Source organism: Pseudomonadota bacterium (genome assembly GCA_018823285.1).
GTDB lineage: Bacteria > Desulfobacterota > Desulfobulbia > Desulfobulbales > JAGXFP01 > JAHJIQ01.
In genome coordinates this window covers 1-24,944 of the sequence record JAHJIQ010000001.1, presented here as the reverse complement: position 1 = coordinate 24,944, position 24,944 = coordinate 1, and the positions used below count along the sequence as shown (strand labels likewise).

The following is a 24,944-nucleotide window of genomic DNA, read 5'->3' as shown; positions in this document are numbered from 1 at the left end:
GAAAAGGCGCGGGAGACCGTGGCTTATTTCGACAAAATCGACCCTTCCGAACGGTCGATCATGCGCCATCTCTATTCGGTTTCCGGCGGCACCGTCGCCCGGGGCGGACCGGCGGGTGGCGGCTCGGCATCGGCCCCGCATCTGGCAAGCATCGTCATGCTGCTGACCCCTTCGGAGACGCGACAGATCACTTCCAGCGAAATCAGCCGCCACTGGCGGAAACTGGCGGGTGAGATCGCCGGAGTCGACCTGATTTCCTTTGAATCGAATCTGGTCCATATGGGGGCCAACGTCGATGTGAGCTTCGCCCATGGGGATTACGGGGTGCTGGAGACCGCCGCCAACCGCCTGAAAGAGGTGCTGGCAGGGTATCCCGGCGCCGAAGATATCGCCGACAGCTACCCCACCGGCAAAAAGGAGTTGAAAATGACCCTGACCACCCAGGCCCGGACCCTGGGGATCACCCAGGAAGAGCTGGCCCGTCAGGTGCGGGGCGCCTTCTATGGCGCCGAAGCGCTGCGGCTGCAGCGGGGGCGGAACGAGGTCAAGGTCATGGTCCGTTATCCGGAGGAAGACCGGAAGAGCCTGAAGGATCTTGAAAACATGCGGATCCGGACCCCGGCCGGCGGCGAGATCCCGCTGCGCCAGGCGGCCAATCTGGAGGCGGGACGGGGGTACAGCGTGATCAACCGGACCGACCGCAAGCGGGTCATCAATGTCACCGCCGGTATCGACAACAAGGTGGCCAACGCCGAAGAGATCCTCAGCGATCTGAAAACCGGCACCCTGACCGAACTCACGGCCGATTATCCCGGCCTGACCTACGATCTGGAAGGGGAGGCGAAAGAACGGAAAGACTCGATGCAGTCGATGGGCAGGGGTTTTATCCTTGCTCTGTTTGTGATGTATGCGCTTCTCGCCATTCCGTTCAAGAGCTACAGCCAGCCGCTCCTGATCATGACCGCCATCCCCTTCGGGATTGTCGGCGCCATCCTGGGCCACCTGTTGACCGGCTACGACCTGAGCATTTTAAGCCTCTTCGGGATCGTCGCCCTTTCCGGGGTGGTGGTCAACGACTCGCTCTTGATGATCGACCGGATCAACCAGAGCAGGGCGGAGGGGGAAGAGGTCCATGAGGCGATCCTTTTGGCCGGGCAGCGCCGTTTCCGGCCGATTCTCCTGACCTCGCTGACCACCTTCTTCGGTCTCGCGCCGATGATCATGGAAACGAGCACCCAGGCCCAGTTCCTGATCCCGATGGCGATCAGCCTCGCCTTCGGAATTCTCTTTGCCACCGGCATCACCCTGCTGCTGATCCCGACCATCTACTACGTGCTGGAGGATATCAGGAACCTGTTCAGCATGAAACCGGTACACGAGAGGCATGGAGCAGGAAGCGATTAAATAAATGGTGCTGTCCGTACGTCTCGTGGTTTTTTACGAGACGGACAAAGTTGAGTCTCATCAAGAATCGTCTGGCGGTGTGCGAGATGCCGGAGAGGAAACCGGGAAAACTTTGTTCGATTAGACCCTGGGAGAGACGCCTGTGGCCGACGGAGTTTCAGTGGTAAAAAGTGCTTCAGGGAAAAGGCCCAGTTTTTGGATTATCCGGAAAGAAGTAGCTTTCTGATGAAGGTAGCGATTCCGGCAGGAAGGAACTCCCCGTCTGAACGACGATACGGTTGCGGCGTTTGCAGGGCATACTGCAGCCACGCCCTGCGGTGCCTCTGTTCCTCGGTGAACTGTTCGGTTTGCTGTTCACCAACGGCGGGATTTTTTTTCGCCATCGCTACCCCTGGGCGCATTCTACGCAGAGAGTCGTTTCGGGCAGGAGTTTCAATCTGGCGATCCTGATCGGATCGCCACACTCTCTGCAGTTGCCGAAGTTTTTACTGTCTGCTCTGCTCAGGGCCTGATCCAGCATGATCAGCCTGTTTTTCGCGTCTTTCAATTTCGCTTCGCTGATCCCCCTGGCGGAGATCGCTTCCATCCTGGTCAGGCGGCCGATGGCGTTATCCGGTTCGACCGGCCGGGCAAGATCCTGAAGAGCGAGGATGTCTTTTTTCACCTTGACGATTTCGGTCATCATCCGGGTCCGAAGTTCGTCGCGATCAGCCTGGTCCATTTTCCGCTTCCAAGATGAGATGGTCTATCGTAATCCCGGCCTTTTCCCGCGGCCCCGGTCATCATCTCTCTCTTGCCGGTCGTCATCGTCTTCTTTTCCGCGACGTTTGTCTTTTTTATCTTTCCTGCCCTTCCGGTCTTCCTTCCATTCGTCCCGGTCATCGCGGCGATCGCGCCGTTTTTCGACATCTTCTTTCCGCTCTTTCCGGTCGTCCTTCCGATCCTGCCGCTCTTCGACCCGCTCTTTTTTCCGGTCCTGTTTATCCTCCCACCTCTCCCGCTGTTCCTGGTGTTTTTCTTTACGCAGACCGGGCGGGAATTTTGTTCTGGTGCGCTGGTGGTAGATATATGGCCGTGGTCCGTCGAGGTCGATATCGACCCTGCTGTTGATGTCGATGTGGATATGGGGAGGCAGAATCGGCGCGGACAGCCAGACGCCGCCGTCTTCATAGAAGTAGATCCTCTCCACCGGGCTGAAATAGACCTGGGCGCCCGGGAAATAGTGATAGCGATGAAGCCTGTTGATCACCTTTCCCGGATGGGGCGGCAGCGGGGGATGAGGCGGCAGGCAGCCGGTGGTGAGCAGTAACAACGAAATGAGGACGGTATAACGAGCCATTCTTGAAGTGTTCATAAGACCCTCTCAACGATGTGATTGCAATATGTTTCGCCTGGAGCGAAAACTATGATGGTTTTTTGATTCGTGTTTATTGTGGAAACGTTTTTTTCATCTCGGTGATCTCTTTCCGGTAATCCGGCTTGCCGAAAATTGCCGAACCGGCCACAAAGATATTGGCACCCGCTTCAACGAGCGAGCCGATGTTGGCCGGGGTGACCCCGCCGTCGATTTCAATCCCGGTTTGCAGGCTGCGGGCATCGATCATCTGTTTCAGGCGGCGGGTTTTTTCCAGGGCTGAATCGATAAAAGACTGGCCGCCGAAGCCGGGATTGACGCTCATCAGCATCACCAGGTCCAGATCGTCGAGAATCCATTCAAGGCTTTCCAGCGGAGTGGCGGGATTCAAGACCACGCCGGCCTTTTTGCCGAGTTCCTTGATCCGGGAGACGGTCCGGTGCAGATGGTAGCCGGTCTCCGGATGGACGGTGATCCAATCTGCTCCGGCGTGAGCGAATTCGTCCAGATAGGCATCGGCGTTCTCGATCATCAGATGGACATCCAGGGGACGGTCGGTGATCCGGCGGACGGCTTTGACCACCAGCGGGCCGATCGTGATATTGGGGACGAAATGGCCGTCCATCACATCGATGTGGATCACATCGGCGCCGGCGGCAACGACGTTGTTGATATCTTCACCGAGGCGGGCGAAATCGGCTGAAAGTATCGATGGGGCGATCATATAATTCTGCATCGGTCAGTTCTCCGTTTGTTTTTCCTGTTCACCCTCTTCTTCCGGCGGAAGATCAGGTGGAACGCTTACTGAAATATCGGGCGGGGCCAAGTTAGGCGTAGGGGTGGCCGGGGAAGGAATTTCCGGGGTAACGGCCGGGGTCTGTTCCTTTTCCGGTTTATCGACGGGGGGCGGCGGTTCGGCTCCCACCGTTACCATCACATAATGGTCGGGCAGGATATACTTTCGGGCAACCGCCATGACCTGTTCGGCAGTGACCTCTTCAATTGCCTCGATATAGCGGGTGCCGAAATCAAGACCCATCCGGTAGGTTTCATTCAAGCCGAGATCCATGGCTTGGGCGCCGTGGGTCTGCAGGCTGAGCTCATACTGGCTGATCAGCATGTTCTTGGCCTTGACAAGCTCCGCTTCGGAGACGGGTTCCTGTCTGGTCTTGTAAAGCTCCTTCCAGATCTCCTCGACCACCTGATCTTTATTCGCGGGGCTGGTGCCGATGTAGATCCCGAAGGAGCCGGTATCGGTGCCCAGCAGATTGAAGGAAGAGAGGCTGTAGGCGAGGCTTTTTTTGTCGCGCAGTTCGGTGAACAGCCGTCCGCTCTGTCCGCTCAGGACCGTATCAAGCACCTCGAGCGGATAGCGGTCGGTTCCGGACATGGTGGTGCCGAGAAAACCGATCACGATATGGAGCTGCTCCTTTTCCCTGACCACTTTCACCAGATCCGGCCTGATCGGCGGCTCGGGCGGCAGCTTGATCTCCTCAACGGAGCCGACAGAGGCGGGTGCGCTGTCTTTCGGCTGCCAGTTACCAAACAGTTTTTCCACCAGATCGCGGACCGCATCAGCTTTGACTGCGCCGGCTACCGCCAGGACCATCTGGTCGGGCCGGGCATGTTTTTCATAGATTTTGCGGAGTGCCTCTACCGTGAAGCCGGTGATCGCCGCCTCGCTGCCGGCGGTGTTCAGGCCATAGGGGTGCCCCTGAAACAGGGCCTGATTGAAATGGAGAAAGGCGACCGAGGGTAGTGAATCCTGCTGCTGCTTCAGGATGGCGAGGAGCTCCGGGCGAACTTTCTCCGCTTCCTCGGGGTTGAAGGCGGGTTTCCTGATCACCTCGCGAAACAGCTCCAGACCCGGTTCAAGGAAACGGGCGAGAAAATCACCTTTCAGCCCGAAGGTGTTTTTGCCGTTGAAACCGTTGATGCTGCCGGCCATGTCGGCAATTTTTAAGGAGAGTTCCCGGTAGGAAAGGTCGGTTGTGCCTTTGGGAAGCAGTTCGCTGATAAAGGCGAACGCGCCGTTTGTTGCTTCGGTTTCGCTCTTCAGGCCGCCTGGAAAAACGGCCCGGAAGGCCACGGTTTCAACCCGGGGATCTTCCCGCACCAGGAGCCGGATGCCGTTCGGCAGATGATATCGGAATACCCCTGGCAGAAAGGAGTTGCTGACCAGTGAACTGGGAATGCCGTGCCGGGCAAGGTTCTCTGCCCGGTCGCTGATTCCGGCCAGGGTTTCCGGGTCGAGAGCGAGTGACGCATCGGCCGGGATGATGAGGCCTGCGGTCAGCCGTTCTTTCCGGAAATATGTATTTGCCACCCGCATCACGTCTTCGCGGGTCACCGCCCGGACCTGGGAGAGATATTCATCTTCCCGGGGGTCATCAGCCAGAAATTCAAATGAGCCGATGATTCTTGCCTGGCCCTCAACCTGTTCCAGGCCGAAGACAAACTCGCTTTCAAGGTTTCTTTTCACCTTGGCCAGCTCCTCTTCGCCGACCGGGATGTATTTGAGCCGGAAAATCTCCTCCAGTGCCGCCTCGATGGCTTTCGCTGATTTTTCATCATCCAGGGTGGCAAAAACCTCGAACAGGCCGGGGTTTCGCGGGGTAAAGGAGCTTGCCCCGATCTGGTAGACCAGCCCCTTTTCATTGCGTAATATATGGTAGAGCCGTGAGGTTTCACCGTGACCCAACAGCCCGGCAACCACATCAAGGACCGGGGTATCCGGGTCTTTAAAGGCGGCGGTGGGGAACGACATGGCCAGGTTGGCCTGTTTGATATCGTCGTTTATGGTAAAGAATTCAACCTGCCGGCGGACGGGTTCGGTCGGCAGTTCCGGGTGCTGATAACCGCCCCCGGCAATACCACCCAGCAGTTCCCGGGCTTTCGCTTCCACCTGGCTGAAACGGACGTCACCGGTCACCACCACCGTGAAGTTTTCGGGATGGTAATGCTTGCCGACGTACCTTAAAATATCCTCCCGGGTAAAAGAGGACACGCTCTCCCTGGTGCCGATGATCGGCAGGCCGTACGGATGGGTCCCGTAGGATTTTTTCATCAGCTCCTCAAAGAGCTTTACCCTGGGCCGGTCTTCCCGCATGGCGATTTCTTCCAGAACCACCTTCTTTTCGCGTTCCAGCTCGTCGGGATCATAGATGGAGTTGAGGACCGCGTCGGTCAGGACTTCAAGGGCCAGGTCCCAGTGGCGGGCGGAAAGAGTCGCGTGATAGACCGTGTACTCATAGTAGGTATAGGCGTTGATCCGGCCGCCGACCTCCTCGATGGCCCGGGCGACGCCGCCCGTCTGCCGGGTCGGGGTGCCCTTGAAGATCATATGTTCGATCAGGTGGGTGATGCCGCCTTCATCGGCCTCTTCATAAACACTGCCGGTCTTGACCCAGATCTGCACCGAAGCGGCCTTGATGCCCGGGGATTCCTTGACCAGCACCGTGAGCCCGTTGTCGAGGGTTGATTTGAAAAGATCCGGGGCGAGCTGGGCGGCTCTGCTGTGTGCTGGGGCTATTGTCATGGCGATAAGTGTAATCAGAAAGACCTGGCATAAAGCCTTGAATTTCATCAGGGTCCTCTCCTCTCCAAAGTAAGTGATTTAACAGAAAGTGTCTTGCGGTGACTCCTGATCAACTTAACAAATCATCGCTGATAAGTCAGTCAAAATGGTGGGATGTCTGCAGGAAGGTGTCGTGGTAACGGTCGTCAGACGGAGCCGGAACCTTTCGGTTTGAGCACAAAGAGAAGGATGCCGCCGCCGATCATGATCAGGCTCAGCAACTGGCCCATGGTAACCAGACCGAACAGGATCCCGAGCTGGACATCGGGCTCCCGGAACAGTTCAACAACCACGCGGCTGAGGCCGTAACCGACCAGAAAGGTCGCCAGGATGGTTCCGCGGGGCCAGTTGTGGCGATAGTAGGGGATGCGCAGGGTCCAGAGCAGGAGGAAGAGGAACACTCCTTCGAGCAGACATTCGTAGAGCTGGGACGGATGTCGGGGAACCGCCCCGCCGGCGGGGAAAATCATCGCCCAGGGGACGTCGGTGACCCGGCCGAACAGTTCGCCGTTGATGAAATTGCCGATCCTCCCCAGGCCGAGTCCGATGGGGATGGTCATGGTATAGGCATCGGTGGTCCGTAAAAAATCAAGGTCGTGTTTCCGGCAATAGAGCCAGCCGGCGATGAGCAGTCCGATCAGGGCGCCGTGAAAAGACATGCCGCCCAACCAGACGGCGGGAATTTCGGCGGGCTGCTGCAGATAGTAGGAAAAGTTGTAGAAGAGGACATAGCCAAGCCGTGCGCCGAGGATCAGGCCGATGATCAGGGTGAAATTCAGATTCTCATAATGCTCGGCGAGCTTTTTCAACCGGTATTTCCGGCACTGGTAGCTGACCAGAATATGGACTGCGGTAAAACCGAGGACGTACATCAGGCCATACCAGCGGACCTTGAGCGGGCCGAGGGCGAAAAAAACCGGGTCGATCTGAGGGTAGGGGATCATCTGATTTATTGCCTGACGGATTCGCGCAGGGCCTTGCCGCTGTCTTCCAATGCCTTGCCGCCCTTCTCAAGGACTTTGTTACCGGTATCCTTGAGTCTGCTCTGGATGGTCGGATTGTGAAAAGGATTGCTGAAGGGAGTCTGCCCCTTGCCGATATTCACCCCAACCCAGAGCCCGACAAGCAGGCCGAGCAGGATGCCGGTGATCAGGTTTTTGATGTCCTTGATAAAGAAAATCCCCATGGGGTTACCTCCGGTAGGTGTGTATTGTTCAGGAACTCGACATTAATCGCACCGGCGGCAAGTGTCAACTCTCCGGCTGGTTATCATCTTGGTCAGTCAGGGGAGAATTCGCCGGAAAGAGTGTCGGGGGGCTTGCATATTTTGCCGGTTATGGCATTGTTGTCGAATCCATATTCCTGAAAATGCGAGGAAAGAAAATGAATCGGCAAAAAATGGAAGAATTCCTGGAGATCTTTCCCTCTTTCCGACAGGCCCAGGCCGGGATGGTTGAAAAAATCTTTGAGTCAGCCGTGGGGCACCGGTTTGATTCGAACAGCCAGATCTACAAGCATGGCGACACCTGTTCGCACATTGCCCTGATTCTGGCAGGTGAGATCAGGGTCTACAAATTGTCTCCGGGTGGCAGGGAGATCACCCTCTATGAAATCGGGCCGGGAGACACCTGTATCTTGAACGCCTCCTGCATTCTCTCCGCGAGTGATTATCCGGCCAACGCCGAAACCTTGAGTGATTGCGAAGTTCTCCTGCTGCCGGCAGCTCTTTTCAGGGAGCTGATTGCCGGACATGAGGTCATGAGAAAATTTGTCTTCACCATGTTGAACCAGAGGCTGGTGACGGTCATGAACCTGGTTGAAGAGGTCGCTTTCGGTCGAATGGCGGAAAGGCTGGCCGATTATATCGTTGAAAAATCAGAAGATGACCGTCTTTCCGTAACCCATCAGGTTATTGCCAATGATCTTGGCACCTCAAGAGAAGTGATCAGCCGGTTGCTGAAAGATCTGGAGCACCGGGGCAAGATTTCCCTCTCGCGAAACCTGATCACCATCACCGGTTCTCTGTGACAATCGTCCTGTTCGAGTGTGACACCGGTTACATACCGTCTCTGCAGGAACATGTATTCTGTCTCCTACGCTGTTCATTCACTGATCATGTCAGCAAGTATTTAAAAAAGGAGACAGATTATGAAAAAGAACGTTGGAAATATTGACAGATTGATCCGGATAAGTGTCGGGATCGGGATTTTCTCCATGGCCTTTGTCGGGCCGGGGACCTTATTGGCGTTAATCGGCCTGGCTCCTCTTCTCACCGGGATTATCGGCTGGTGCCCACCTTACGCGTTGCTTGGAATTTCAACCTGCGGCACAGGTAAAACCAGTTGCTGTTCCAGTTGAGAACAAGAAACATAAAAATGTGAAAAGGCAGGCCATTCGGTCTGCCTTTTTTTGTAAATAAAAACGTCAATGTTCAGGACGGATAAAGAACAGAAGCCACAGGCGGTGGGACGAGAGCTGCACCGGTGCCGTGGCGGCTTTTTTCTCCGCCCCGGAGGATGGTGATAACTGCGGCGAGGAGCAGGAAAAGGAAAAGAATGATGAGCAGCAGGTCTTCCTTTTTCATCGGCGAGGAGTGACGGGCTAAAAAATTTCTTTGGTCAGCAGTTTTTTGAGCCTGGTGAATATTTTCTTTGAAGTGCTTAAAGAGCTGATGGAATGGGTCTCCCTGACCCGGTTTTCTTCATCCTTGGCGATGTGCTTTTCAAGATCGTGGGGCATTTCTTTGCCGGTCTGCTTGCACATGGTCGCCATCAGGTGGGTGTACGCGTTGAGGCGGCTTGAGGTTTTGCGTAAATTTTCGGTCTGAAACTTGGCAAAGCCGATGAGAATCTTGATCCCGATTGCCGGATGTTTTTCAAGAATAAGCCGGAAACCGTTCTGGGCCAGGACCGCCAGTTCTACATGGTTTCTGGCTTTTACCGTCGCCGATCTTCTGGACCGGTCGATAAGCGACATCTCACCGATCGCGTACCCTTGCGAAACGCTGGTAATGACAATTTCGGCCCCGGTGATTGACTGTTTCATGATATCGACGGTCCCTTCCACCACGAAACTGACAAAGGTCCCCATCTCGCCTTCCTTGAAAAGGTATTCGCCGGGCTCAAGCTGGTAGAGACTCATGAAATTGATCAGGACCGACATTTCGTCCGGTTCCAGGCTGTCGAAAAAGGGTATTTTTTCAAGAGCGCTGACGAGTGCGGCTTTATTTTTCCAGAGATTCAGTTTCTGCTGATCGGCCATTTCTTCCCCTTATAACTCCAAAATACGTATATCCCGGCTCCACTTTGGATATTTAAAACGACGCTATCATAACACATGTTGCAAAAGTTCTGAAGATTGAAAGTGGTCCGGGAAGAATTCGGGCAATCAGCCGCCGGGGCCAGGTGTGACAGGGTCAGGAAAGTGTATTGACCAGGGCCATGAAATTTTCGAGTTTTCCCGCCCGGAGCAATTTTCTGACCGGCCGGGAAAGGTCGTCGTCTTCCCGCAGCAAATTGACGACGGTTTTGATTTTGTTCAGGACCTGGGCGTCACCCTGGAAGATATGATGATATCGGGATGCGAGTTCCTGCAGATAGTAGCGCAGTTCACCGATTCGCTCGGACATCTCCGGGATTTCCGGCGCCAGGCCCCGCAGCCTCTGGAAGAGCATCGGGTCGCGGATGGCGCCTCGGCCGAGCATCAGCCCGGCAGCTCCGGTCTGTTCCAGAAGGCGCTTTCCCTCTGCCGCGGTGACCACATCACCATTGGCAATGACCGGCAGCGAGGTGCTTTCGACGATTCTGGCGGTGATTTCGTGGTCGGCCCGGCCGCGGAATTTCTGCAGGACGGTCCGGGGGTGGATAATCAGAAAATCGACCCTGCACTCTTCGAAAATCGGCAGCAGGGAGAAGATCTGCTCCGGATCGTCGTAGCCGGAGCGCACCTTCACCGAGAAGGTGCCGGCGCAGCGATTTCTGATCGCCAGCAGTTTTTCCGCGAGACCTTCAGGGTTCTTGAGCAATGCGCCGCCGGCCGAACCGGCGTTCATCCTGCCATAGGGGCAGCCGAGATTGATGTTGAGGTGCGTAGCACCGGCCTGCCGGGCTGATTCTGCCGCCAGCCCGAGACTGTCAGCGCTGTTGCCGATCAGTTGGACAACCAGGGGTGTCCGGGCGAAGGCGCTGCCCGCTTCCAGCCGGTCAACTTCGGAAATGACCCTGCGGGCACCGGTCGGCCTGACCCGCACGAATTCAGTGAAAACCACATCGGGGTTGACCCATTCGATGAACAGGGAGCGCAGCGCCCGATTGGTCAGGCCCTGCATCGGAGCGAGCATCAGAGGAGTGGTGCCCGGTTGCCAGGGCAGGCTGGGGCTCATTGCAGATGGAGCCCCTGAATTGTGTAGTAGGTGCCTTTGCCGCTGCCGTGCTGGACCAGATATTTTTCGCCGACAAGCTTGCGAAGCCTGATTTTCAAAGTGTTTCGGTTGACCCCGGTGGATTCCATGATTCGGGAGATGGTTGAGCGGCCATGTTCCTGGACCACCCGGATGATCTCCCGGTAGGGGTTGGCAAGTTTCAGGACCTCTTTTTCATGTTCGATTCTGGCTGTGAGATCAGCCCGGGCGCCCGACATGGCCTTCAAGAACATGACCAGCCAGTGGTGGTCGTTCGGTTGGTCGCCATTGCCACTCAGCTTTTCGTATTCGGGCAGGGTTTTCTCAATGAAATGCTCCAGCGAACAGTAAGAGACGAAACTGTACCCGCTTCTTAACAGCAGGAGGCGGGAAAGAAGCCAGGTCAGACGGTTGTTTCCTTCACTGAAGGGCTTGATGCTCCGGAACCGGCAGCTGAAGTCGGCAATCACCAGCAGCGGATGCAGCGGTCCTTCACGCAGCAGTTGATCGGTGTCCTTAATCAGCTGGGCGGCGTCCAGGGAAAGTTCCGTCGGTTCCTGGGGGTTAACGGTCCTGGTGTTTCCCAGCATCAGGTCGTGCAGCTGGCGGACATGGTTTTCGATAAAGGCGATCTGCGGATAGGAGGAATGCACAAGTTTCAGGACATTGTTGTATCCCTTGACGATCAGCCTGACGTTCAGGGAAAGATCGGCCTGTTTCACACTTTTGCCGGCAAGGTACTCTCCGACCCTCCGGTCGGTGCAGCGGAAACCCGCAAGGCGTGCGGTGGCGGCAGCTGATTCCATGGCCGCCACCCGTTGCAGGGCGACAAGCCTCACCGGGAGAAGCTGGCCCAGGGACTCCCATCTGCCTTTGAATTCGTCGTTTGCCGCCACCAGATTGAGGACTTCATGAGTGACGGTGGATTCCGGCCTGCTCTCCGGAGAGGCGGGGGGAGTGTCTTCGGCAATGATATGAGGGTGCTGTTTCTGCATGATTCCTGCCAGCGGCTTATTGTTTTTCGTTGCGGGTGTTATTCGGGTCGCAGCACAATGGTATTGCATATTTCACAGCTTGCAAATAAATATTTTTCATTATGCAGCCCTTTTTCCTTGCTCTTGTGTTCTGCAGATCAGAGAGCGCACTCGAAGAGGTTTTGCACAAACTGCCCCTCCGCCGGCAACAGGTTTTCCTGCTGCGGATCCGGGAGGGAATGAGTATAAATGAGACGGCGGCGGCCATGGCCTGTGCCCTGGGCAGCGTGCCCATTGTGACCGGGCCGTGAAAAAGCTGAGACAGGAACTGGAGGACCAACGGCCATGAAAGAGAGCAAAGACCGAGAGCGCGACTTTATAGATGACGTGCAGCGGACTCTGCAGGAAAAGGGAGAAAAACTCGATCCGGAGATCCTGCTTAAACTGAGCGCCATGCGGGGCCGGGTGGTTGAATCCCGGTCTTCCTATCGGTTTCCCGGAATGTGGCGGGTGCTCAGGGTGCCGGCCACGGTCTTGATGATCCTGGGGATTCTCTATGTTTTTACCCTGGTTTTCTACCAGGCGCCGGCCGGTATTTACAGTTCTCTGACCTCGCTGGAGGATATGGAGATCCTGGTTGCCGAAGAGGGGCCGGATTTTTTTGCCGAACTGGATTTTTACACCTGGCTGGCTGCAGAGAAAGAAGGGGCGCCGTGAGCGCAGGGAATATTTTCCATATGGGTCCATCGAGAGCGGTGAGGTTGAAACGCTTTTTTATAATGATACTTGCGGTTTTGCTGCCGGCCTCGCCGGGATTTCCGGCAGAAGAAGGTACCAGGCCCCTTCCCTCCCTGGAACTTCTGGAGTTCCTGGGTGATTGGGAAACGGATGCCGGAGAATGGCTTGCTCCGGAAGAGGTTGAAAAAAGGGATCTTCCCGAACAGGAGCAGGGAAATGACAAGATACGGAATTAGCATTTCGATTGCCGTCTGGTGGGTCCTGATGATTTTCCTTTCGTGGGGACCGGTTGCTTTGGCTGCTGGTGATGAAGGACGTGCTGTGCAATGGTCGGAATTGACTCCGGACGAGCAGAAAACCTTGAAACCGTTTGCTGAGCGCTGGCAGGAACTCACTCCGGAAAAGCAGGATAAATTACGGCGGGGCGCCCGCCGCTGGAAGAAAATGAATTCCGGTGAGAGAAGACTTGCCGGTGAGAGATTGAAGCGGTGGAAGGAAATGAGCCCGGAACAGCGGCAGCAGGTCCGCCGGAGATTTGAATGGTTTCAGCAGCTTCCTGAAGAGGAGAGGCGCAGATTGAGGGATGCGGGCAAGAGGTTCCGGGAGCTGTCGCCGGAACGAAAGGAAAGATTGAAGGAACGCTGGCGGCAGATGTCTCCCGAAAAGCGGCAGGAATTCCGGGAGAGGCGTCGGGACAATGATCGCCCCGAGAGAAGGGATTCCAACCGCGATCTGCCCGGTGCCAGGAGCCAGAAGCCAGAATGACTGATTTTTTCACCCTTCGGGCATAAGTCTCGATGTCTCGCAAGCTCGCTTTCGCCCAGGGGCATAAGTTTCGTATAAGCAGGCACGCTGCTTAACTTAACTAATCGGGAAGAGCAGACCAGCTGCTCAACTTAAGCTTTAAGCTTTTCTCCCGGCTTCTGACTTCTGCCTTCTTGTGGAATACAGGCACGATACAATCGCCAAAATCCCTTTATTATCGGGAGATTAAACGAACTCAGAAAGTTGAGATTTTAATGTAACAATTGTCTTCACTTCAGAAAAAAAATGTTATAATGCAGCCATGTTTAAAAAGGTAAAAAAACACCAGGTCGGCTTCCGGGACTGTATGTCGCATGACCAGACCTCATGGAACCTCCAGCCGATCAAAAAGAAAACGCCCCTGGGCCGGATCCTGTTGAGGATCATTGTCTGGACGGTAATCCTCTATGTCCTCTATGCGATCCTGAAACCTTACGCCTGAGTTGCCCCGTTCCTTCATTGCCCGACGGCTATTTATCCACCACCCTCTGCTTTCAACAGTTCAGGTGAAGCATTGCCACCAACCCGTCCTTTGGTGTTTGGTTCAACATTTTCACGGCATCTTTGGTCAGCATCATCTCAAGGATGATCCCTTTTGCTTTGATATCTTTGATCAGATTTTTTCTCATCCGACCATTCCCGTCGTCCCCGGTTCCGATCACCAGGGTTCTGATACCAGGCGTGTTGATGATCTCTTCCAGTTCGTTTGAAAGAACATAGTGCATATCTTCCGGGCCGGGCCGGATCGTACCATCGGGCATGATGACGATATCTTTCTCATAGGTTATGCCGTTCACAATAATTTTCCCGAATTCATAGTGATCGATAGTGTAATTGCCGGCAAGCAAGACGACCGGCAGGAAACAGATAGCGGCGGCAAGCATCATGAGCATTGATTTCGTCCGGATTCTGAATCGTCTTTTCATGAGTTTCTCCAAAATTTCCTGAAATGTAATTATTGGCAAATCAATTGAATATTGCATCGAGTCCACAAAGAACGGCGTGTTCATCGATTTGTTCTTTCTGATGACAGGTTGAACAGACTGAAACGGCCTGCCCGATGAATTTTTTTGCTTTCACATCATAGAGCTGCAACCGGCCGTCCATTATAAACTCGTTGCCCTTGGGATTATTTGGATCTTCACAATTCGGGAGCAGGGCTTTTGATCGCATGGCGGCGATCACGTATCTTCCGTCCGGGGTGAAGATCGCATCGTGGTTGTCGTTCAGTTTCCCGACTGGTTCGTGATCGATAATCTCAAGAGTCTTTGCATCGATCAGCAGAAGGGCATTGCCTGCGGAATTGGCGATCATACTGCCGTCCGGGGAGTAATATTGCCGAAAGCTGACGAATGGTCCGTTTCCGGTGGCGATTTTTTTGTTCAGTACCTTGATCTTGCCTTCAGTGAATTTTTCCAGATCAAGCTCAAGAAGATGTATTTTACCGATTGTCTCACCGTGATCACTCCGAGATTCATTGATCGTAACCAGCAGCCGTTTGTAATCCGGAGAATTTGTGCCGTGATAATAGCGATACGGTTTGCCGATGTCCGCCTCGGTACCTTCCAGGGTTATTCTGCGTACCATCTTTAAATCCGACTTGTTGAATATATCGATGTAGCCTTTGTTTGACATGGCAATGGGGATAAAATGCTCTCTGCTCTGGGCTGAAGCGCAATACAAGGAGGCTTTCTGGTCGGCAAAAGAAGGGATGTCGACCAGTTTGTCGACAAGAACCTTGCCGGTGCGAAGATCCGTTTTACCGACATGGGTCACCGCGACATTGGCATATTCATCACTCTTGTCCTGCTGGTAGGTTGACCAGAACATGATGTTCCGGTCAATGTTGTCGATTCTCGGGTCGTGGGTGGGGTGGGTTTGTCGGCTGCCGATATCAATTTTGTCGAGGGCGTGCAAGGTAATCGGGGCTTCCGGCGTTGTCGGGTCAATGACGATCTGCGCCCTGGCAAAATGGCCGCCCATGCCCGCCACATAAAACGTGCCCCGATAGGTATCAGCGGCCCGGCTTGCCCCGACTCCCGTCATCAGAAATGCAACAGCTACCGCTACAAATGTTTTCATGCGTGTCTCCTTTTCAGCTGGTTTTCCGGATAACATGTAAAACTGTCACGAGATGTATCGGAAATCTAGCATCGGCGGAGACATCGGGCTGTCAATTGCGGCCGCATTTTTGTTAATTCCGGGCTTTTTGCAGTTCCTTGGGCGAAATCTTGTACCTGTTTTTGAACAGCTGGCTGAAGTAGGAGATGTTTTCAAAGCCGACTTCAAAGCACACTTCGGTAACATTTTTCTCGGCAGTGGACAGCAGTGAATAGGCACGGGCGAGTCGTTTTTGATTGATCCATTGTTTGGGAGGTTGCTTGTAAAGTTGCTGGAACTCTTTTTTAAAAGTAGTCAGGCTGCGGCCGGAGAGACGGGCAAATTCGTTAACGGTGATCGGTTTGGCAAAGTTTTTCTCCATAACGGACACCAGGTCTTTCTTGCGCTGGGAAAACAAATTTTTGAGGAAAAAGAGAAAATTGCCGCCTTCGTCCGACTCCAGTAAATGCAGCAGGATCTCCGTGAATTTCAACTTCAGCAATTCTTTGGAGTGGGTGCTTTCATGGAGAAAATAGGGGAAAATTGACTCCAGGCTACTCTTGAACAATGGAGAAATGACTATTTTGAATATTCCGTCCGTTGAGGGTTGCGGGATTGGTTTTTTTTCAAGGAGATGTGAGTTTGATTTCAGAAAGTCATCAAGGAAACGGTCTTCAATAAAGAACATCAGGCTCTGAAACCGGCTGTCGGTAGCGATGAACTCAGAGTACATGTAGGAATCTTTCTGGGCAAAAAAGGCGTCCCCGGCATCTATTACAAGATCTCCAGCTCCTAGATGCAGGACCTTTTTGCCGCCGAGGACAAAAACGAAAAGACAGGTTGTGATGACCACCTGATGGTCCGAGTGATCTTTAAAGTGGTGATATTTCCCGCAGGCAATGCCATCAAGTTCCAGGAAACGGTAATACTCCTGTTTTCGAAATGCTCTCGGGAGAACTACGGTGTTAACCATTGGTACCCCCTTGAGTACTTGACCGATTGTTTTCGGGCATCAGATGCAGTTTTTCCAGAAGAGAATCGTAACCGGACTGGATTTGAAAAGACAACAGATAAAGCAGGGGAAAACCGGTCAGAAAAAGATATGCAACGAGTTTTAAATCCGTCTCCGGTTTGTAGATATGTAACAGGACCCAGAAGACGAAACGATGGTAGAGATACATTCCGAATGATACGTAGCTTAATTTTCGGATGAGCTTTGCATTGACATGTACTGTGAATTTTTCAGCCAGAGCGATCAATGGCGGCAACGAAAAAATCAGGCAGGCCGGAACATAAAGGTGCTTGAACCAGGGATCTTTGATGACGCCGAACAGATACGTTACCAGAGCCAGGGCAGAGATGGATACAATCACGACAAACCAGCCTTTAAGCAGTTGAAAAACGGTTTCTGAGCGTGCGCAGAAAACTCCAAGAATAAAGAGCGGGAAATAATAGGCAAGACGAATATCCATCAGGTCGAGCGTAATGTTCAGGATGATGCATACGAGCAGAAAAATGCTGGTAATCACAAGTATGCGGACCACGGAGAAGCGATACACGATCAAGGGCAGCAGCATGTAGAAAAGAAAGATCATGGTCACAAACCAGAGGGTCTTGATCTGGATGTTCAGAATTGTGTTTAACAGAAACAACCCGCTGTAGAACTGCTTGCCGGAAATCTCCGAGGTAATAAAAAAAAGGACAAGGGAAGAAAAGTAGAGAGGATAAATTCGGATCAATCTTTTATTGATAAATCGACGGACGTCTGAAAAAGAGGTGACCTCTCCGGCGCTGTTGGTCAGAGTGAATCCGGAAACAAAAACAAAGACTCCCAGAGCGCCTATCGCAAGAGTTCTGCCAATGGTTGTGGCGAGAATGTCGTGGGCGTAATCATCCAGATGCCAGCCAAAAATGACATAGACCATGGCGACAACCTTCAACAGGTCGAAGCTCGGGTTGCGATATACCATCGGTTTTGCGGATGCAGGAAACATCTTGCCCATTCAATCACCCGGTTTAATTGCCACTATGTGGCAGTGAGTGGAAATATAACAGGGAAATTTTTTTAAGCAATCGGCAGCAAGAAAAAGTGGGTAGAATCGGTCTCTGGTGAGAGTAGATGAAGGATATAGAGCTTTCAGCCGTTATTTTTTCGTCATCCCCTTGCGGATTTGTTCCAGCCTGCTGCCCGGGGTGAATGCATTGTCCTGGGTTGGGAGTTCCGGTTTACCGAAGTCGAAGAATTCACTCGCTAAGATTCCGGCGATGAGGGTTGCGAAGAACAGCAGGATGTAGAGGATCTGTTTCGTTGATTTGTTCATCATAAGAGCCCTGTCTCCCAGTGACCTGCTCGGTCGGCATCATCACCATCCCGGCAATATAGAGACATTATCGTCCTTTGTAGTTGATTTTTCAAATTATTATGGCATAGAGTGCCATGTTGGCGGATTATGAACCCTGCATTTGCCGGAGATTTTTCCTGTCTGAAAGAGTTTTCAATGGAAGATTTTTATATCAATCACGGGTTTTCAGCCCTTTTCCTGTTGAGTTTTCTGGCTGCCACGGTTATTCCGCTCGGCTCGGAATGGCTGCTTGTAGCGCTGATCATAAAAGGATATGATCCGGTGGCGGGAATCGGGGTAGCAACCATCGGCAATACCCTGGGGGCAATGACCACCTATTGGATCGGCCTCTATGGCGGTGATTATCTGATCGGAAAGGTGCTCCGGGTGGATGATGCATCAAGGCATCGGGCTGAAGGGATCTACAGAAGATACGGCGTCTGGTCTCTGCTTCTGTCGTGGCTGCCGGTGGTTGGCGATCCCCTGTGCCTTGTGGGTGGGGCGTTCAAGGTGCGTTTCGAGATTTTTTCCGGGCTGGTTTTTATCGGCAAACTGGCGCGTTATGCTGCAGTTGGTATAGTGAGTGCGAGGCTTGCGGGGATCTGAAGTGGCCCCTGTCCCCGGCATCAGAACATTTCAATCGCAGCTCAGCGGTACACTACAAAAAACAACGAGCAGAGAACAAAATGCATATTGAAACCCTCGAAAAATGGCAGCATGATCATGACTTCTCCCTGATCCATGAAAAGGGTGAGAAGAGAACGAAGCAGGTCCTGGTCATTACCGCGATCACCATGGTGGTGGAGATCGTTGCCGGTTCGCTTTTCGGTTCCATGGCCCTTCTCGCCGACGGCTGGCATATGGGCACCCATGCGGCGGCCTTTGCCATCACGATTTTTGCCTATCAGTATACCCGGAAGCACGCCGGCAACCGGGATTTCACCTTCGGGACCGGCAAGGTCAGCGTGCTGGGCGGGTTTGCCAGCGCCATCGCTCTGGCCGCAGTGGCTCTGTTTATGGGTATCGAGTCATTTGAACGGTTTTTTTCGCCGCGGATGATCCGCTTTGACGAGGCGATCATTGTCGCGGTCATCGGTCTTTTGGTGAACCTGTTCTGCGCCTTTCTGCTCCACGGCCATCACACCCACGAAGATGATCATCACGGGCATCATCACCATGACCATAATCTGCGAGGCGCCTATCTCCATGTGGTGGCCGATGCCCTGACCTCGATCCTGGCGATCTTGGCCCTTTTTTCCGGCAAAATGTTCGGCTGGAACTGGCTGGATCCGCTGATCGGCATGGTCGGGGCGCTGGTCATCACCCGCTGGTCATACGGCCTTCTGCGTGATACCAGTGCGATCCTGCTGGACAGGAATATCGGGCGGGAGAGTATTCAGGAAATCAGGGAAAGAATTGAGGCTGATGGTGATAACCGGGTGTCCGATATCCACGTCTGGAAGATCGGTCCGGCCGACTATGCCGCGATCATTTCCCTGGTGACTCACAGCCCGCAAAGCATGGAGCACTACAGGGGGTTGATCAGTGAGTTTTCCGAGCTTTCCCATATCACTATCGAGGTGATTCAATGCAGAGACGGGGTCTGCTCAGTATGAGGTGTTCTTCAATGATAAAAAACCCGCTCTCTTGCCTGGTGCTGATCATCGCGACCATCATCGGAGGGATTGAGCCGGGTTTTGCCGACGAGATGAGCAAAAAAAAGCCGCTCTGGGAGCTTGGGCTTTTTAACAGCGCGATGACTTTTCCCCATTACCGCGGTTCCGACGAGCAGATGTACTATGTGCTGGCGATTCCTTATTTTGTCTATCGGGGTGAGGTTTTCAAGGCAGACCGGGACGGACTGAAGGGAATATTTTATAAGACCGACAAATTTGAAACGAGTGTTTCGCTTTCCGGCTACCCGCCGGTGAATGGAGATACCGAGGCCAGAGCGGGGATGCCCGATCTCGGCGCCTTGTTCGGAGCCGGGCCGGAGCTGAGATTTTATGTAAATGACCGGAAGGCGAGCAATCCGGTCTACCTCTCAACCTCGGTTCACGGGGTCTCTTCGATGGATTATGATTCCGGATTGAGAATTGCTTATGAAGGGCTTGAGTACAGAGCGCATCTGATCTATCGGAACACGACCCTGATCGGGAGGAAGGGATCATTTTTCGGGATCAACGCAGGGGTTTACTATGCAGATTCAGGCCTGAACAGCTATTTTTATGATGTTGAGCCTGAGTATGTGCGACCCGGCCGGCCCTTTTACAGGTCCGAACGGGGGCACTCCGGTCACAGCGTTCATTCCTACCTGATCTATAAACTCACAGATGTCTTTTCACTCGGGTTTTTCGGGCGCTGGGACAATGTTGCCCACGCCGTTTACAGCGACAGCCCGCTGGTCAAGCAGAAAGACACCTATATCGGCGGCATTTCCCTGATCTGGAAGATTGCCGAATCCAGAAAAATGGTGGAGGCAGAGTAGCGCAGATATTCTGGGCCGTCTATTTTTCGGCTGCAGCCTGTACAATGCCCGCCAGTGGTTTTTCTATTTTTGCCAGGGTTTCTTCATCTCATCATGAACGACTATAGCGCAGAATCTGTCCTTTGAAGGGCTTTGCCAGATAGTTTGAATGGGCAGGTTTGCTCTGGCTGTGCGAATAGCCGAGACTTACCATTTTTTTGCTGAAGCAGGCATGATGGCCGCGGCCCGGATCAACAAGGATTGCTTCGCAACGCGGATTTGCATGCCGGTCGATAAAACCGGCCAGGAGTTCGACATGACTTCTTTCGTAGAGCAGATCGCTGCCGATAACGAGATCAAAACCGCCCAACCCGCTGTCGCCATCTCCCCATCCGGTGCGGACGAAAGGGATTACGGCGCCTTTATTCAAAAGAACGTTTTCCAGTAAAAAGTTGCCCGCTTCAGGGTGGTAGTCGGTGGCGGTGATATCCGCCAGCCGGTGATTCAGAACCAGGCTCGCCAGTGCCATCCCGCAGCCGACTTCGAGAATCCTTTTTCCGGCGATCTCAAAATCGAACATGAGATGGGCGAGAACCTCCCCGGAATCCCAGACAACTCCGAAGAGCGGCCAGAGGGCCGATGATATCCCGAGTTTTTCTGCAGCGCCGTCCTCATCGAGAAATTGCTGCCGGTCTCGTAATGAGCGGACATGAATATCGACACCAGCAAACTCCATGGTCTGATACCGGATGCGTAACGAAGACATAAAACCTCTTTTGCTTTGATGACACGCAGTGCGTTTTCCTCAAATCCGCTTCTCTACGCAAAAAAACGATCTTACCCGTATTTACACCCTTCGGGTATAAGTTTCGTACGGGCAGAAGAGCTGCTCAACTGAAGCTTGATCCGGTATGACCAAGGATATTGTTGCCTGATGGTCCGGGAAATTAGATCGGGACAGGAAAGGGGTGGAGTAAACGGGCGATTGACGAGGTGGCGGGGCTTCCTGCTTGACGGAAAAGAGGCGACGCAGGAAAACTCCTACGGAGGAGTCAGGTAAAGCCGTTAATAATCACAGGAGCGGTTCCTCCTGTGATTATCTGCCGGGCCTGATTGCGACTTTGATATTATTCACTTCCTGATTTCGAAAAGGCGTGGTCGCAAACCTTGCCCGCCGCATCGAAATCGACGATCAGAATTTCGGAATAGGTCACCTTGCCGAATCCCTGAGCCTTGGCATATTCAAAGGTCCAGCGTTCAACACAGCCGCCGGGATGTCCGGTGAGATCTGTTTTTATCGTGTATGGCTCACCAAACCAGGCGCGAATCTGCGCCTTGTCCTGAACCCCGTTACTCACTTGATCGATGTGGGTTCTATCGATCCTGGTTCCGGCAGTGGCACAGGCGGCAACGGTGAGCAGAAGCAATATCGCGCAGAGATTTTTAAACATGACAGCCTCCTTTTATTTATTGTTTTCCATTTCAAAACCGGGAACATCGCGATCAATTCCCGATCCTGCTTCTCAGTTTTGTCGGTCTCGTAAAAAGGCACAAGTCGGACAGCGCCATTCCGCTCATTGGTTTATCGAAGGACGATCAGGACGGAGACGATTTTGTACGAACCCATCAATTTTCGGCGCGGAGTTCTTTCGCTTCTTCCAGCTCTTTCAGGCCGTGCATGATTTCCGGAATCGCTTTGGTGATCTGGATGAGGCCGAAGACCAGGATGCCGTGGTGTGCGCCAATGGAGCCTTCGCCGAAGCCTTCGATTGTTTCGATCCCTGCCGAGAGAATAAGAATGAGCCCGCTGAGCAGGTTGAGATAGGAACTCCGGGTGATTTTTCTGAGCATGGCTGATTTCCTTCTTTCACCATTATAGAATAAGTATCGTACGAACAGATAAGCTGTTCAGCTCGATTTTATAGCAGTTGATAAAGAAAAGGCAAGGTAATGAAACTCAGAATAATGCCGATGCCGACCAGGGCGGCGGTGAGACGGGGGGAGAGGTTGGCCAGAATCGCCAGGGCGCCCGCTGAAACCATCGGCGGCATGCCGGATTCGAATATCGCCACCTGTACCGCTTCTCCTTCGAGCCCCGCCAGTTTACAAAGAAACAAGGCGACAAGCGGCGCGCCGACCAGTTTTATCGAGAGTCCAATCCCGAGTTGCGAGAAGACCTCCCGGGTCAGGCGCAGGGTGAGCTGAAAACCCACAGCAACCATGACCAGCGGTACCAGGGTGGCGGCGAGAATTTTCAGCAGACCAACGGCCGTTGCCGGGTATGGCACCGCCCTGAGCAGCAGGGCGACCAGCAGGGCGATAAAGGGCGGGAAGAGGGCAATTTTTTTGCATACGCTCGCGACGGTCGGTTTGTTCTCGCCCGAGCCGTAACAGGCGAGGATGAACGAACCGTAAGTGGCGAGGGCGAGGAAGGAACCCAACTGGTCATAGAGAACCGCATACGGGATCGCCTGATCACCGAAAAAGGCCTTCACCATCGGGATGCCGAGAAAGGAGGTGTTTCCCATGGGGATCAAGAGCAGAAGACAGCCGGTGGTGGAACGATCCCAGTGTAGAATCTTTGACAGGAGCAGGATCGCCGAAGCGGACAGCGCCAGCATCACCCAGGGCAGCAGGGCGGGCACCAGAAGGTCCGGCGAGAAGACCAGTTCCGGAATCTTGAGCAGAACCAGTGCGGGCAGGGAGATATAGATGACAAAGACGTTCAGGACATTGCCGGTCTCCCTGGGAAAAGCGGGGAGCCGCCTGATGGCCATGCCGATCAACAGGCAGGTTATGGTAACCGCAAAATTTTCCATCGCTCAGCAGTTCCCATCTTTTTCCAGCTCTGTTTCGAGTTGGAGCGCCGAGAGCGAAACATTGACGTCGGCAATGAAAAAAAGCAGGCCGAGGATCAGGGAACTCATGCAGGAGATGAAGAGGATGATGATCAATGAGGCCGCCTCAAGATTCATCAGGGCAACAATAAACAGACCGATCACCAGAAAGGCCGCCAGCAGCAGGCTCAGTGAGGCAAGGGCGATGGATACCCGGAGCAGTCGTGCCCTGCGGGTCAGGATCAGAAGTTGACTCCGGACCTGATGGGACTCACTGCTGGAATCAGTCCGCAGCAGCTGTGCCAGAATTCTCGCCCGATCAATGACCCGGCCAAACCGGTTGGTCATCGACAGCAGCACCAGGCCGGCGCCGGAAATTACAATCACCGGGCTGATCGACAGCTGGAGGACCGGGACAATCTGTTCAAGGGTCATCAGATGGTCTCCTTCAGGCGCCGAGCAACTTCTGCCGGAAGATGAAAAAAAGGGCGCCCAGGATACACAGCCCCGCCCAGAGAAAATCGAGCCGGATCTCTTCCTTCATGAAGAGGACCGAAAACGGGACAAAAACCGAAAGGGTGATGACCTCCTGGAGGATTTTGAGTTGGCCGAGGTTCATCGCCTGAAAGCCGATCCGGTTCGCCGGAACCTGGAGCAGATATTCAAAGAGCGCGATGCCCCAGCTGACGAGCGCGGCGATGATCCACGGCTTGTGGGAGAGATTTTTCAGGTGGCCGTACCAGGCGAAGGTCATGAAAATATTGCTGCAGCAGAGTAGTCCGGCTGAAATAATAATGGCCCGCATTTTTGTTTACCTTCATCTATGGGTTTCTGGTTCAGTACACCGGCGCGGCCGGAAAATCAAGAAGATGATTGGGGGGCGGGGCAACGGATTTTTTTCCGGTTCAGGGTCGAAACAGCAGCGTGGCCCCGACCAGGGCAAGAAAAACACCGACAAAGGTCCGAAAGGAGTCTCTGGAAATCCCGCTCAGGAATTTTTTTGCCAGGTACGCCCCGGCAAACGAGAGGGGAATGCACGCCAGCAAAAAATAGAGCAGCTCGCCGGAGATTCGCGTTCCCCCCCAGAGGTAGCGCGATACCCGGGTCAGATCGATGAACAGGGCGATCAGTCCGGAAGTGAAAATATACACCTCCTTCGGCAGCTTGAAGGCGGCAAGAAAAGCGCCGCGAACGGCCCCGCCGACCCCGAAGAATCCTGCGAACAGTCCGGAGCAGAACCCTCCGGCGAGGGCCGTGGTCCCGGTCTGCGGCATGGCCCAGTCCCGCTTCAGAAAAAGGAAGATGACATAGAGAATCAGGAAGAGGCCGAGCATTTTTTTCAGGGGCAGGGCCGGAACCGAGAGCGAGAATGATGCGCCGAGAAAGCTTGCGATGATGCCGGAAAGGCCGAAGCAGAGAACAAGTTTCCAGTCACAGCCGCTCCTGAACAGCAGGACCTTCCACAGATCACCGCAGAGATGGATGATGCCCACGAAAAGGAGCGCGAGGGGAACCGGGAAGAACAGGGTCAGCACCGGCATCATCACAGTCGAGGTGCCGAACCCTGTCGCGGTGCCGATTCCGGAGGCAACAAAGGTCAACAGGCAGAGCAATATTCCCTGGGTCATTTCAGCTCGTATTTCATGAGTTTCAGCAGGACGTGAGCGGTTGCTTTTTCGGTTGAAACCACAACTTCATAAGGAGATAAGGAACCGTCTTTTTGGATGGTGAGGGTTGTTTTTACATTAAGATGGGGCTGGCCGGTATTGAAGGTGTCTACCACCGCGTTTTTGATCGGGCAATCCTCACAGTTCGGGTCTTTGCCGCAGCCAGCTTCCGAAAACGAATGGATACAGTCGAACACCTGACCTCCCCGGAACCCTTCAATCCGGGAGAGGTCTTTGTTGAACAGCCTGCAGGCCGCCCGGTTCGCGGTTACAACCTGCCG

34 protein-coding genes and 1 pseudogene are annotated in these 24,944 nt (G+C 53.8%); 11 read left to right on the top strand and 24 right to left on the bottom strand.

Annotated elements, in window-relative coordinates:
- The coding region (locus tag KKG35_00175; protein ID MBU1736532.1) for an efflux RND transporter permease subunit at nt 1-1,404 on the top strand (1,404 nt) is incomplete at its 5' end.
- Nucleotides 1,405-1,604: 200 nt separating this feature from the next.
- On the opposite strand, the gene KKG35_00170 is transcribed toward KKG35_00175, so the two are convergent.
- From KKG35_00170 to KKG35_00140, 7 genes are all read right to left on the bottom strand, one after another.
- Nucleotides 1,605-1,787, bottom strand: coding sequence for a hypothetical protein (locus KKG35_00170; GenBank protein MBU1736531.1), 183 nt, complete (start codon nt 1,785-1,787; stop codon nt 1,605-1,607).
- Between the two features lie 2 nt (nt 1,788-1,789).
- Nucleotides 1,790-2,125, bottom strand: a complete 336-nt coding sequence (locus KKG35_00165; GenBank protein ID MBU1736530.1) for a TraR/DksA C4-type zinc finger protein — start codon at nt 2,123-2,125, stop codon at nt 1,790-1,792.
- A 24-nt stretch (nt 2,126-2,149) separates the two neighbouring features.
- On the bottom strand, nt 2,150-2,758 hold the full coding sequence (locus KKG35_00160) for a hypothetical protein (protein ID MBU1736529.1): 609 nt from the start codon (nt 2,756-2,758) through the stop codon (nt 2,150-2,152).
- 73 nt (nt 2,759-2,831) lie between these two features.
- A complete protein-coding gene (locus KKG35_00155; GenBank protein ID MBU1736528.1) occupies nt 2,832-3,494 on the bottom strand; it encodes a ribulose-phosphate 3-epimerase in 663 nt (220 codons plus the stop codon).
- Nucleotides 3,495-3,497: 3 nt separating this feature from the next.
- A complete protein-coding gene (locus KKG35_00150; GenBank protein MBU1736527.1) occupies nt 3,498-6,344 on the bottom strand; it encodes an insulinase family protein in 2,847 nt (948 codons plus the stop codon).
- 137 nt (nt 6,345-6,481) lie between these two features.
- Complete coding sequence (gene lgt / locus KKG35_00145) at nt 6,482-7,279, bottom strand: prolipoprotein diacylglyceryl transferase (protein ID MBU1736526.1); 798 nt, start codon at nt 7,277-7,279, stop codon at nt 6,482-6,484.
- Nucleotides 7,280-7,284: 5 nt separating this feature from the next.
- Complete coding sequence (locus tag KKG35_00140) at nt 7,285-7,521, bottom strand: hypothetical protein (GenBank protein MBU1736525.1); 237 nt, start codon at nt 7,519-7,521, stop codon at nt 7,285-7,287.
- 197 nt (nt 7,522-7,718) lie between these two features.
- On the opposite strand from KKG35_00140, the gene KKG35_00135 reads away from it, so the two are divergent.
- Both KKG35_00135 and KKG35_00130 read left to right on the top strand, forming a co-directional pair.
- Nucleotides 7,719-8,363: a Crp/Fnr family transcriptional regulator gene (locus KKG35_00135; GenBank protein ID MBU1736524.1), complete on the top strand. Its 645-nt coding sequence runs from the start codon at nt 7,719-7,721 to the stop codon at nt 8,361-8,363.
- 120 nt (nt 8,364-8,483) lie between these two features.
- On the top strand, nt 8,484-8,693 hold the full coding sequence (locus KKG35_00130) for a DUF2892 domain-containing protein (protein MBU1736523.1): 210 nt from the start codon (nt 8,484-8,486) through the stop codon (nt 8,691-8,693).
- 73 nt (nt 8,694-8,766) lie between these two features.
- Here KKG35_00130 and KKG35_00125 read toward each other — a convergent pair whose 3' ends face one another.
- The 4 genes from KKG35_00125 to KKG35_00110 form a co-directional block, all read right to left on the bottom strand.
- Nucleotides 8,767-8,919, bottom strand: a complete 153-nt coding sequence (locus KKG35_00125) for a hypothetical protein (protein MBU1736522.1) — start codon at nt 8,917-8,919, stop codon at nt 8,767-8,769.
- A gap of 17 nt (nt 8,920-8,936) precedes the next feature.
- Nucleotides 8,937-9,596 carry a cyclic nucleotide-binding domain-containing protein gene (locus KKG35_00120; protein ID MBU1736521.1) on the bottom strand — a complete coding sequence of 220 codons (660 nt, stop codon included), beginning with the start codon at nt 9,594-9,596 and terminating at the stop codon, nt 8,937-8,939.
- A 154-nt stretch (nt 9,597-9,750) separates the two neighbouring features.
- On the bottom strand, nt 9,751-10,674 hold the full coding sequence (locus tag KKG35_00115; protein ID MBU1736520.1) for a tRNA-dihydrouridine synthase family protein: 924 nt from the start codon (nt 10,672-10,674) through the stop codon (nt 9,751-9,753).
- A gap of 38 nt (nt 10,675-10,712) precedes the next feature.
- On the bottom strand, nt 10,713-11,729 hold the full coding sequence (locus tag KKG35_00110; protein ID MBU1736519.1) for a Fic family protein: 1,017 nt from the start codon (nt 11,727-11,729) through the stop codon (nt 10,713-10,715).
- A gap of 101 nt (nt 11,730-11,830) precedes the next feature.
- Here KKG35_00110 and KKG35_00105 point away from each other — a divergent pair.
- From KKG35_00105 to KKG35_00085, 5 genes and pseudogenes are all read left to right on the top strand, one after another.
- Nucleotides 11,831-12,057: pseudogene (locus tag KKG35_00105) on the top strand (hypothetical protein).
- Nucleotides 12,054-12,425, top strand: coding sequence for a hypothetical protein (locus KKG35_00100; protein ID MBU1736518.1), 372 nt, complete (start codon nt 12,054-12,056; stop codon nt 12,423-12,425). Before KKG35_00105 ends, KKG35_00100 begins: the two are co-directional and overlap by 4 nt.
- A gap of 62 nt (nt 12,426-12,487) precedes the next feature.
- The gene (locus tag KKG35_00095; protein MBU1736517.1) at nt 12,488-12,682 is read left to right on the top strand and encodes a hypothetical protein; all 195 of its coding nucleotides are present in this window, start codon (nt 12,488-12,490) and stop codon (nt 12,680-12,682) included.
- On the top strand, nt 12,663-13,211 hold the full coding sequence (locus tag KKG35_00090; protein MBU1736516.1) for a DUF3106 domain-containing protein: 549 nt from the start codon (nt 12,663-12,665) through the stop codon (nt 13,209-13,211). Before KKG35_00095 ends, KKG35_00090 begins: the two co-directional genes overlap by 20 nt.
- Nucleotides 13,212-13,512: 301 nt before the next feature.
- Complete coding sequence (locus KKG35_00085; protein MBU1736515.1) at nt 13,513-13,692, top strand: hypothetical protein; 180 nt, start codon at nt 13,513-13,515, stop codon at nt 13,690-13,692.
- A gap of 52 nt (nt 13,693-13,744) precedes the next feature.
- On the opposite strand, the gene KKG35_00080 is transcribed toward KKG35_00085, so the two are convergent.
- From KKG35_00080 to KKG35_00060, 5 genes are all read right to left on the bottom strand, one after another.
- Nucleotides 13,745-14,176: a hypothetical protein gene (locus tag KKG35_00080; protein MBU1736514.1), complete on the bottom strand. Its 432-nt coding sequence runs from the start codon at nt 14,174-14,176 to the stop codon at nt 13,745-13,747.
- A 40-nt stretch (nt 14,177-14,216) separates the two neighbouring features.
- Nucleotides 14,217-15,332 carry a hypothetical protein gene (locus KKG35_00075; GenBank protein ID MBU1736513.1) on the bottom strand — a complete coding sequence of 372 codons (1,116 nt, stop codon included), beginning with the start codon at nt 15,330-15,332 and terminating at the stop codon, nt 14,217-14,219.
- A 112-nt stretch (nt 15,333-15,444) separates the two neighbouring features.
- On the bottom strand, nt 15,445-16,323 hold the full coding sequence (locus KKG35_00070; GenBank protein ID MBU1736512.1) for an AraC family transcriptional regulator: 879 nt from the start codon (nt 16,321-16,323) through the stop codon (nt 15,445-15,447).
- Nucleotides 16,316-17,353, bottom strand: a complete 1,038-nt coding sequence (locus tag KKG35_00065; protein MBU1736511.1) for an acyltransferase family protein — start codon at nt 17,351-17,353, stop codon at nt 16,316-16,318. The genes KKG35_00070 and KKG35_00065 overlap by 8 nt, the downstream gene beginning before the upstream one ends.
- A gap of 141 nt (nt 17,354-17,494) precedes the next feature.
- Entirely contained in the window at nt 17,495-17,674 is a 180-nt protein-coding gene (locus KKG35_00060; GenBank protein ID MBU1736510.1) for a hypothetical protein, read from the bottom strand.
- Between the two features lie 174 nt (nt 17,675-17,848).
- Here KKG35_00060 and KKG35_00055 point away from each other — a divergent pair, with 174 nt between their 5' ends.
- The 3 genes from KKG35_00055 to KKG35_00045 all read left to right on the top strand — a co-directional run bounded on the left by KKG35_00055 (nt 17,849) and on the right by KKG35_00045 (nt 20,180).
- Entirely contained in the window at nt 17,849-18,298 is a 450-nt protein-coding gene (locus KKG35_00055; GenBank protein MBU1736509.1) for a DedA family protein, read from the top strand.
- 80 nt (nt 18,299-18,378) lie between these two features.
- Complete coding sequence (dmeF, locus tag KKG35_00050) at nt 18,379-19,308, top strand: CDF family Co(II)/Ni(II) efflux transporter DmeF (GenBank protein MBU1736508.1); 930 nt, start codon at nt 18,379-18,381, stop codon at nt 19,306-19,308.
- Nucleotides 19,309-19,319: 11 nt separating this feature from the next.
- On the top strand, nt 19,320-20,180 hold the full coding sequence (locus KKG35_00045) for a MipA/OmpV family protein (protein ID MBU1736507.1): 861 nt from the start codon (nt 19,320-19,322) through the stop codon (nt 20,178-20,180).
- A gap of 91 nt (nt 20,181-20,271) precedes the next feature.
- Here the strand turns inward: KKG35_00045 and KKG35_00040 are convergent, their stop codons facing one another.
- From KKG35_00040 to KKG35_00005, 8 genes are all read right to left on the bottom strand, one after another.
- Nucleotides 20,272-20,925 (bottom strand): histidine kinase, encoded by a 654-nt coding sequence (locus KKG35_00040; protein ID MBU1736506.1) that lies wholly within the window; start codon nt 20,923-20,925, stop codon nt 20,272-20,274.
- Between the two features lie 361 nt (nt 20,926-21,286).
- The gene (locus KKG35_00035) at nt 21,287-21,610 is read right to left on the bottom strand and encodes a hypothetical protein (GenBank protein ID MBU1736505.1); all 324 of its coding nucleotides are present in this window, start codon (nt 21,608-21,610) and stop codon (nt 21,287-21,289) included.
- A 175-nt stretch (nt 21,611-21,785) separates the two neighbouring features.
- Nucleotides 21,786-22,010, bottom strand: a complete 225-nt coding sequence (locus KKG35_00030) for a hypothetical protein (protein ID MBU1736504.1) — start codon at nt 22,008-22,010, stop codon at nt 21,786-21,788.
- A 68-nt stretch (nt 22,011-22,078) separates the two neighbouring features.
- Complete coding sequence (locus KKG35_00025; protein MBU1736503.1) at nt 22,079-22,978, bottom strand: AEC family transporter; 900 nt, start codon at nt 22,976-22,978, stop codon at nt 22,079-22,081.
- A 3-nt stretch (nt 22,979-22,981) separates the two neighbouring features.
- A complete protein-coding gene (locus tag KKG35_00020; GenBank protein MBU1736502.1) occupies nt 22,982-23,431 on the bottom strand; it encodes a DUF2721 domain-containing protein in 450 nt (149 codons plus the stop codon).
- A gap of 13 nt (nt 23,432-23,444) precedes the next feature.
- A complete protein-coding gene (locus KKG35_00015; protein ID MBU1736501.1) occupies nt 23,445-23,801 on the bottom strand; it encodes a DMT family protein in 357 nt (118 codons plus the stop codon).
- Nucleotides 23,802-23,901: 100 nt separating this feature from the next.
- Nucleotides 23,902-24,624: a sulfite exporter TauE/SafE family protein gene (locus tag KKG35_00010; protein ID MBU1736500.1), complete on the bottom strand. Its 723-nt coding sequence runs from the start codon at nt 24,622-24,624 to the stop codon at nt 23,902-23,904.
- Nucleotides 24,621-24,944, bottom strand: a 324-nt coding sequence (locus tag KKG35_00005; GenBank protein ID MBU1736499.1) for a hypothetical protein, incomplete at its 5' end; no start/stop codon positions are given. The genes KKG35_00005 and KKG35_00010, both read right to left, overlap by 4 nt.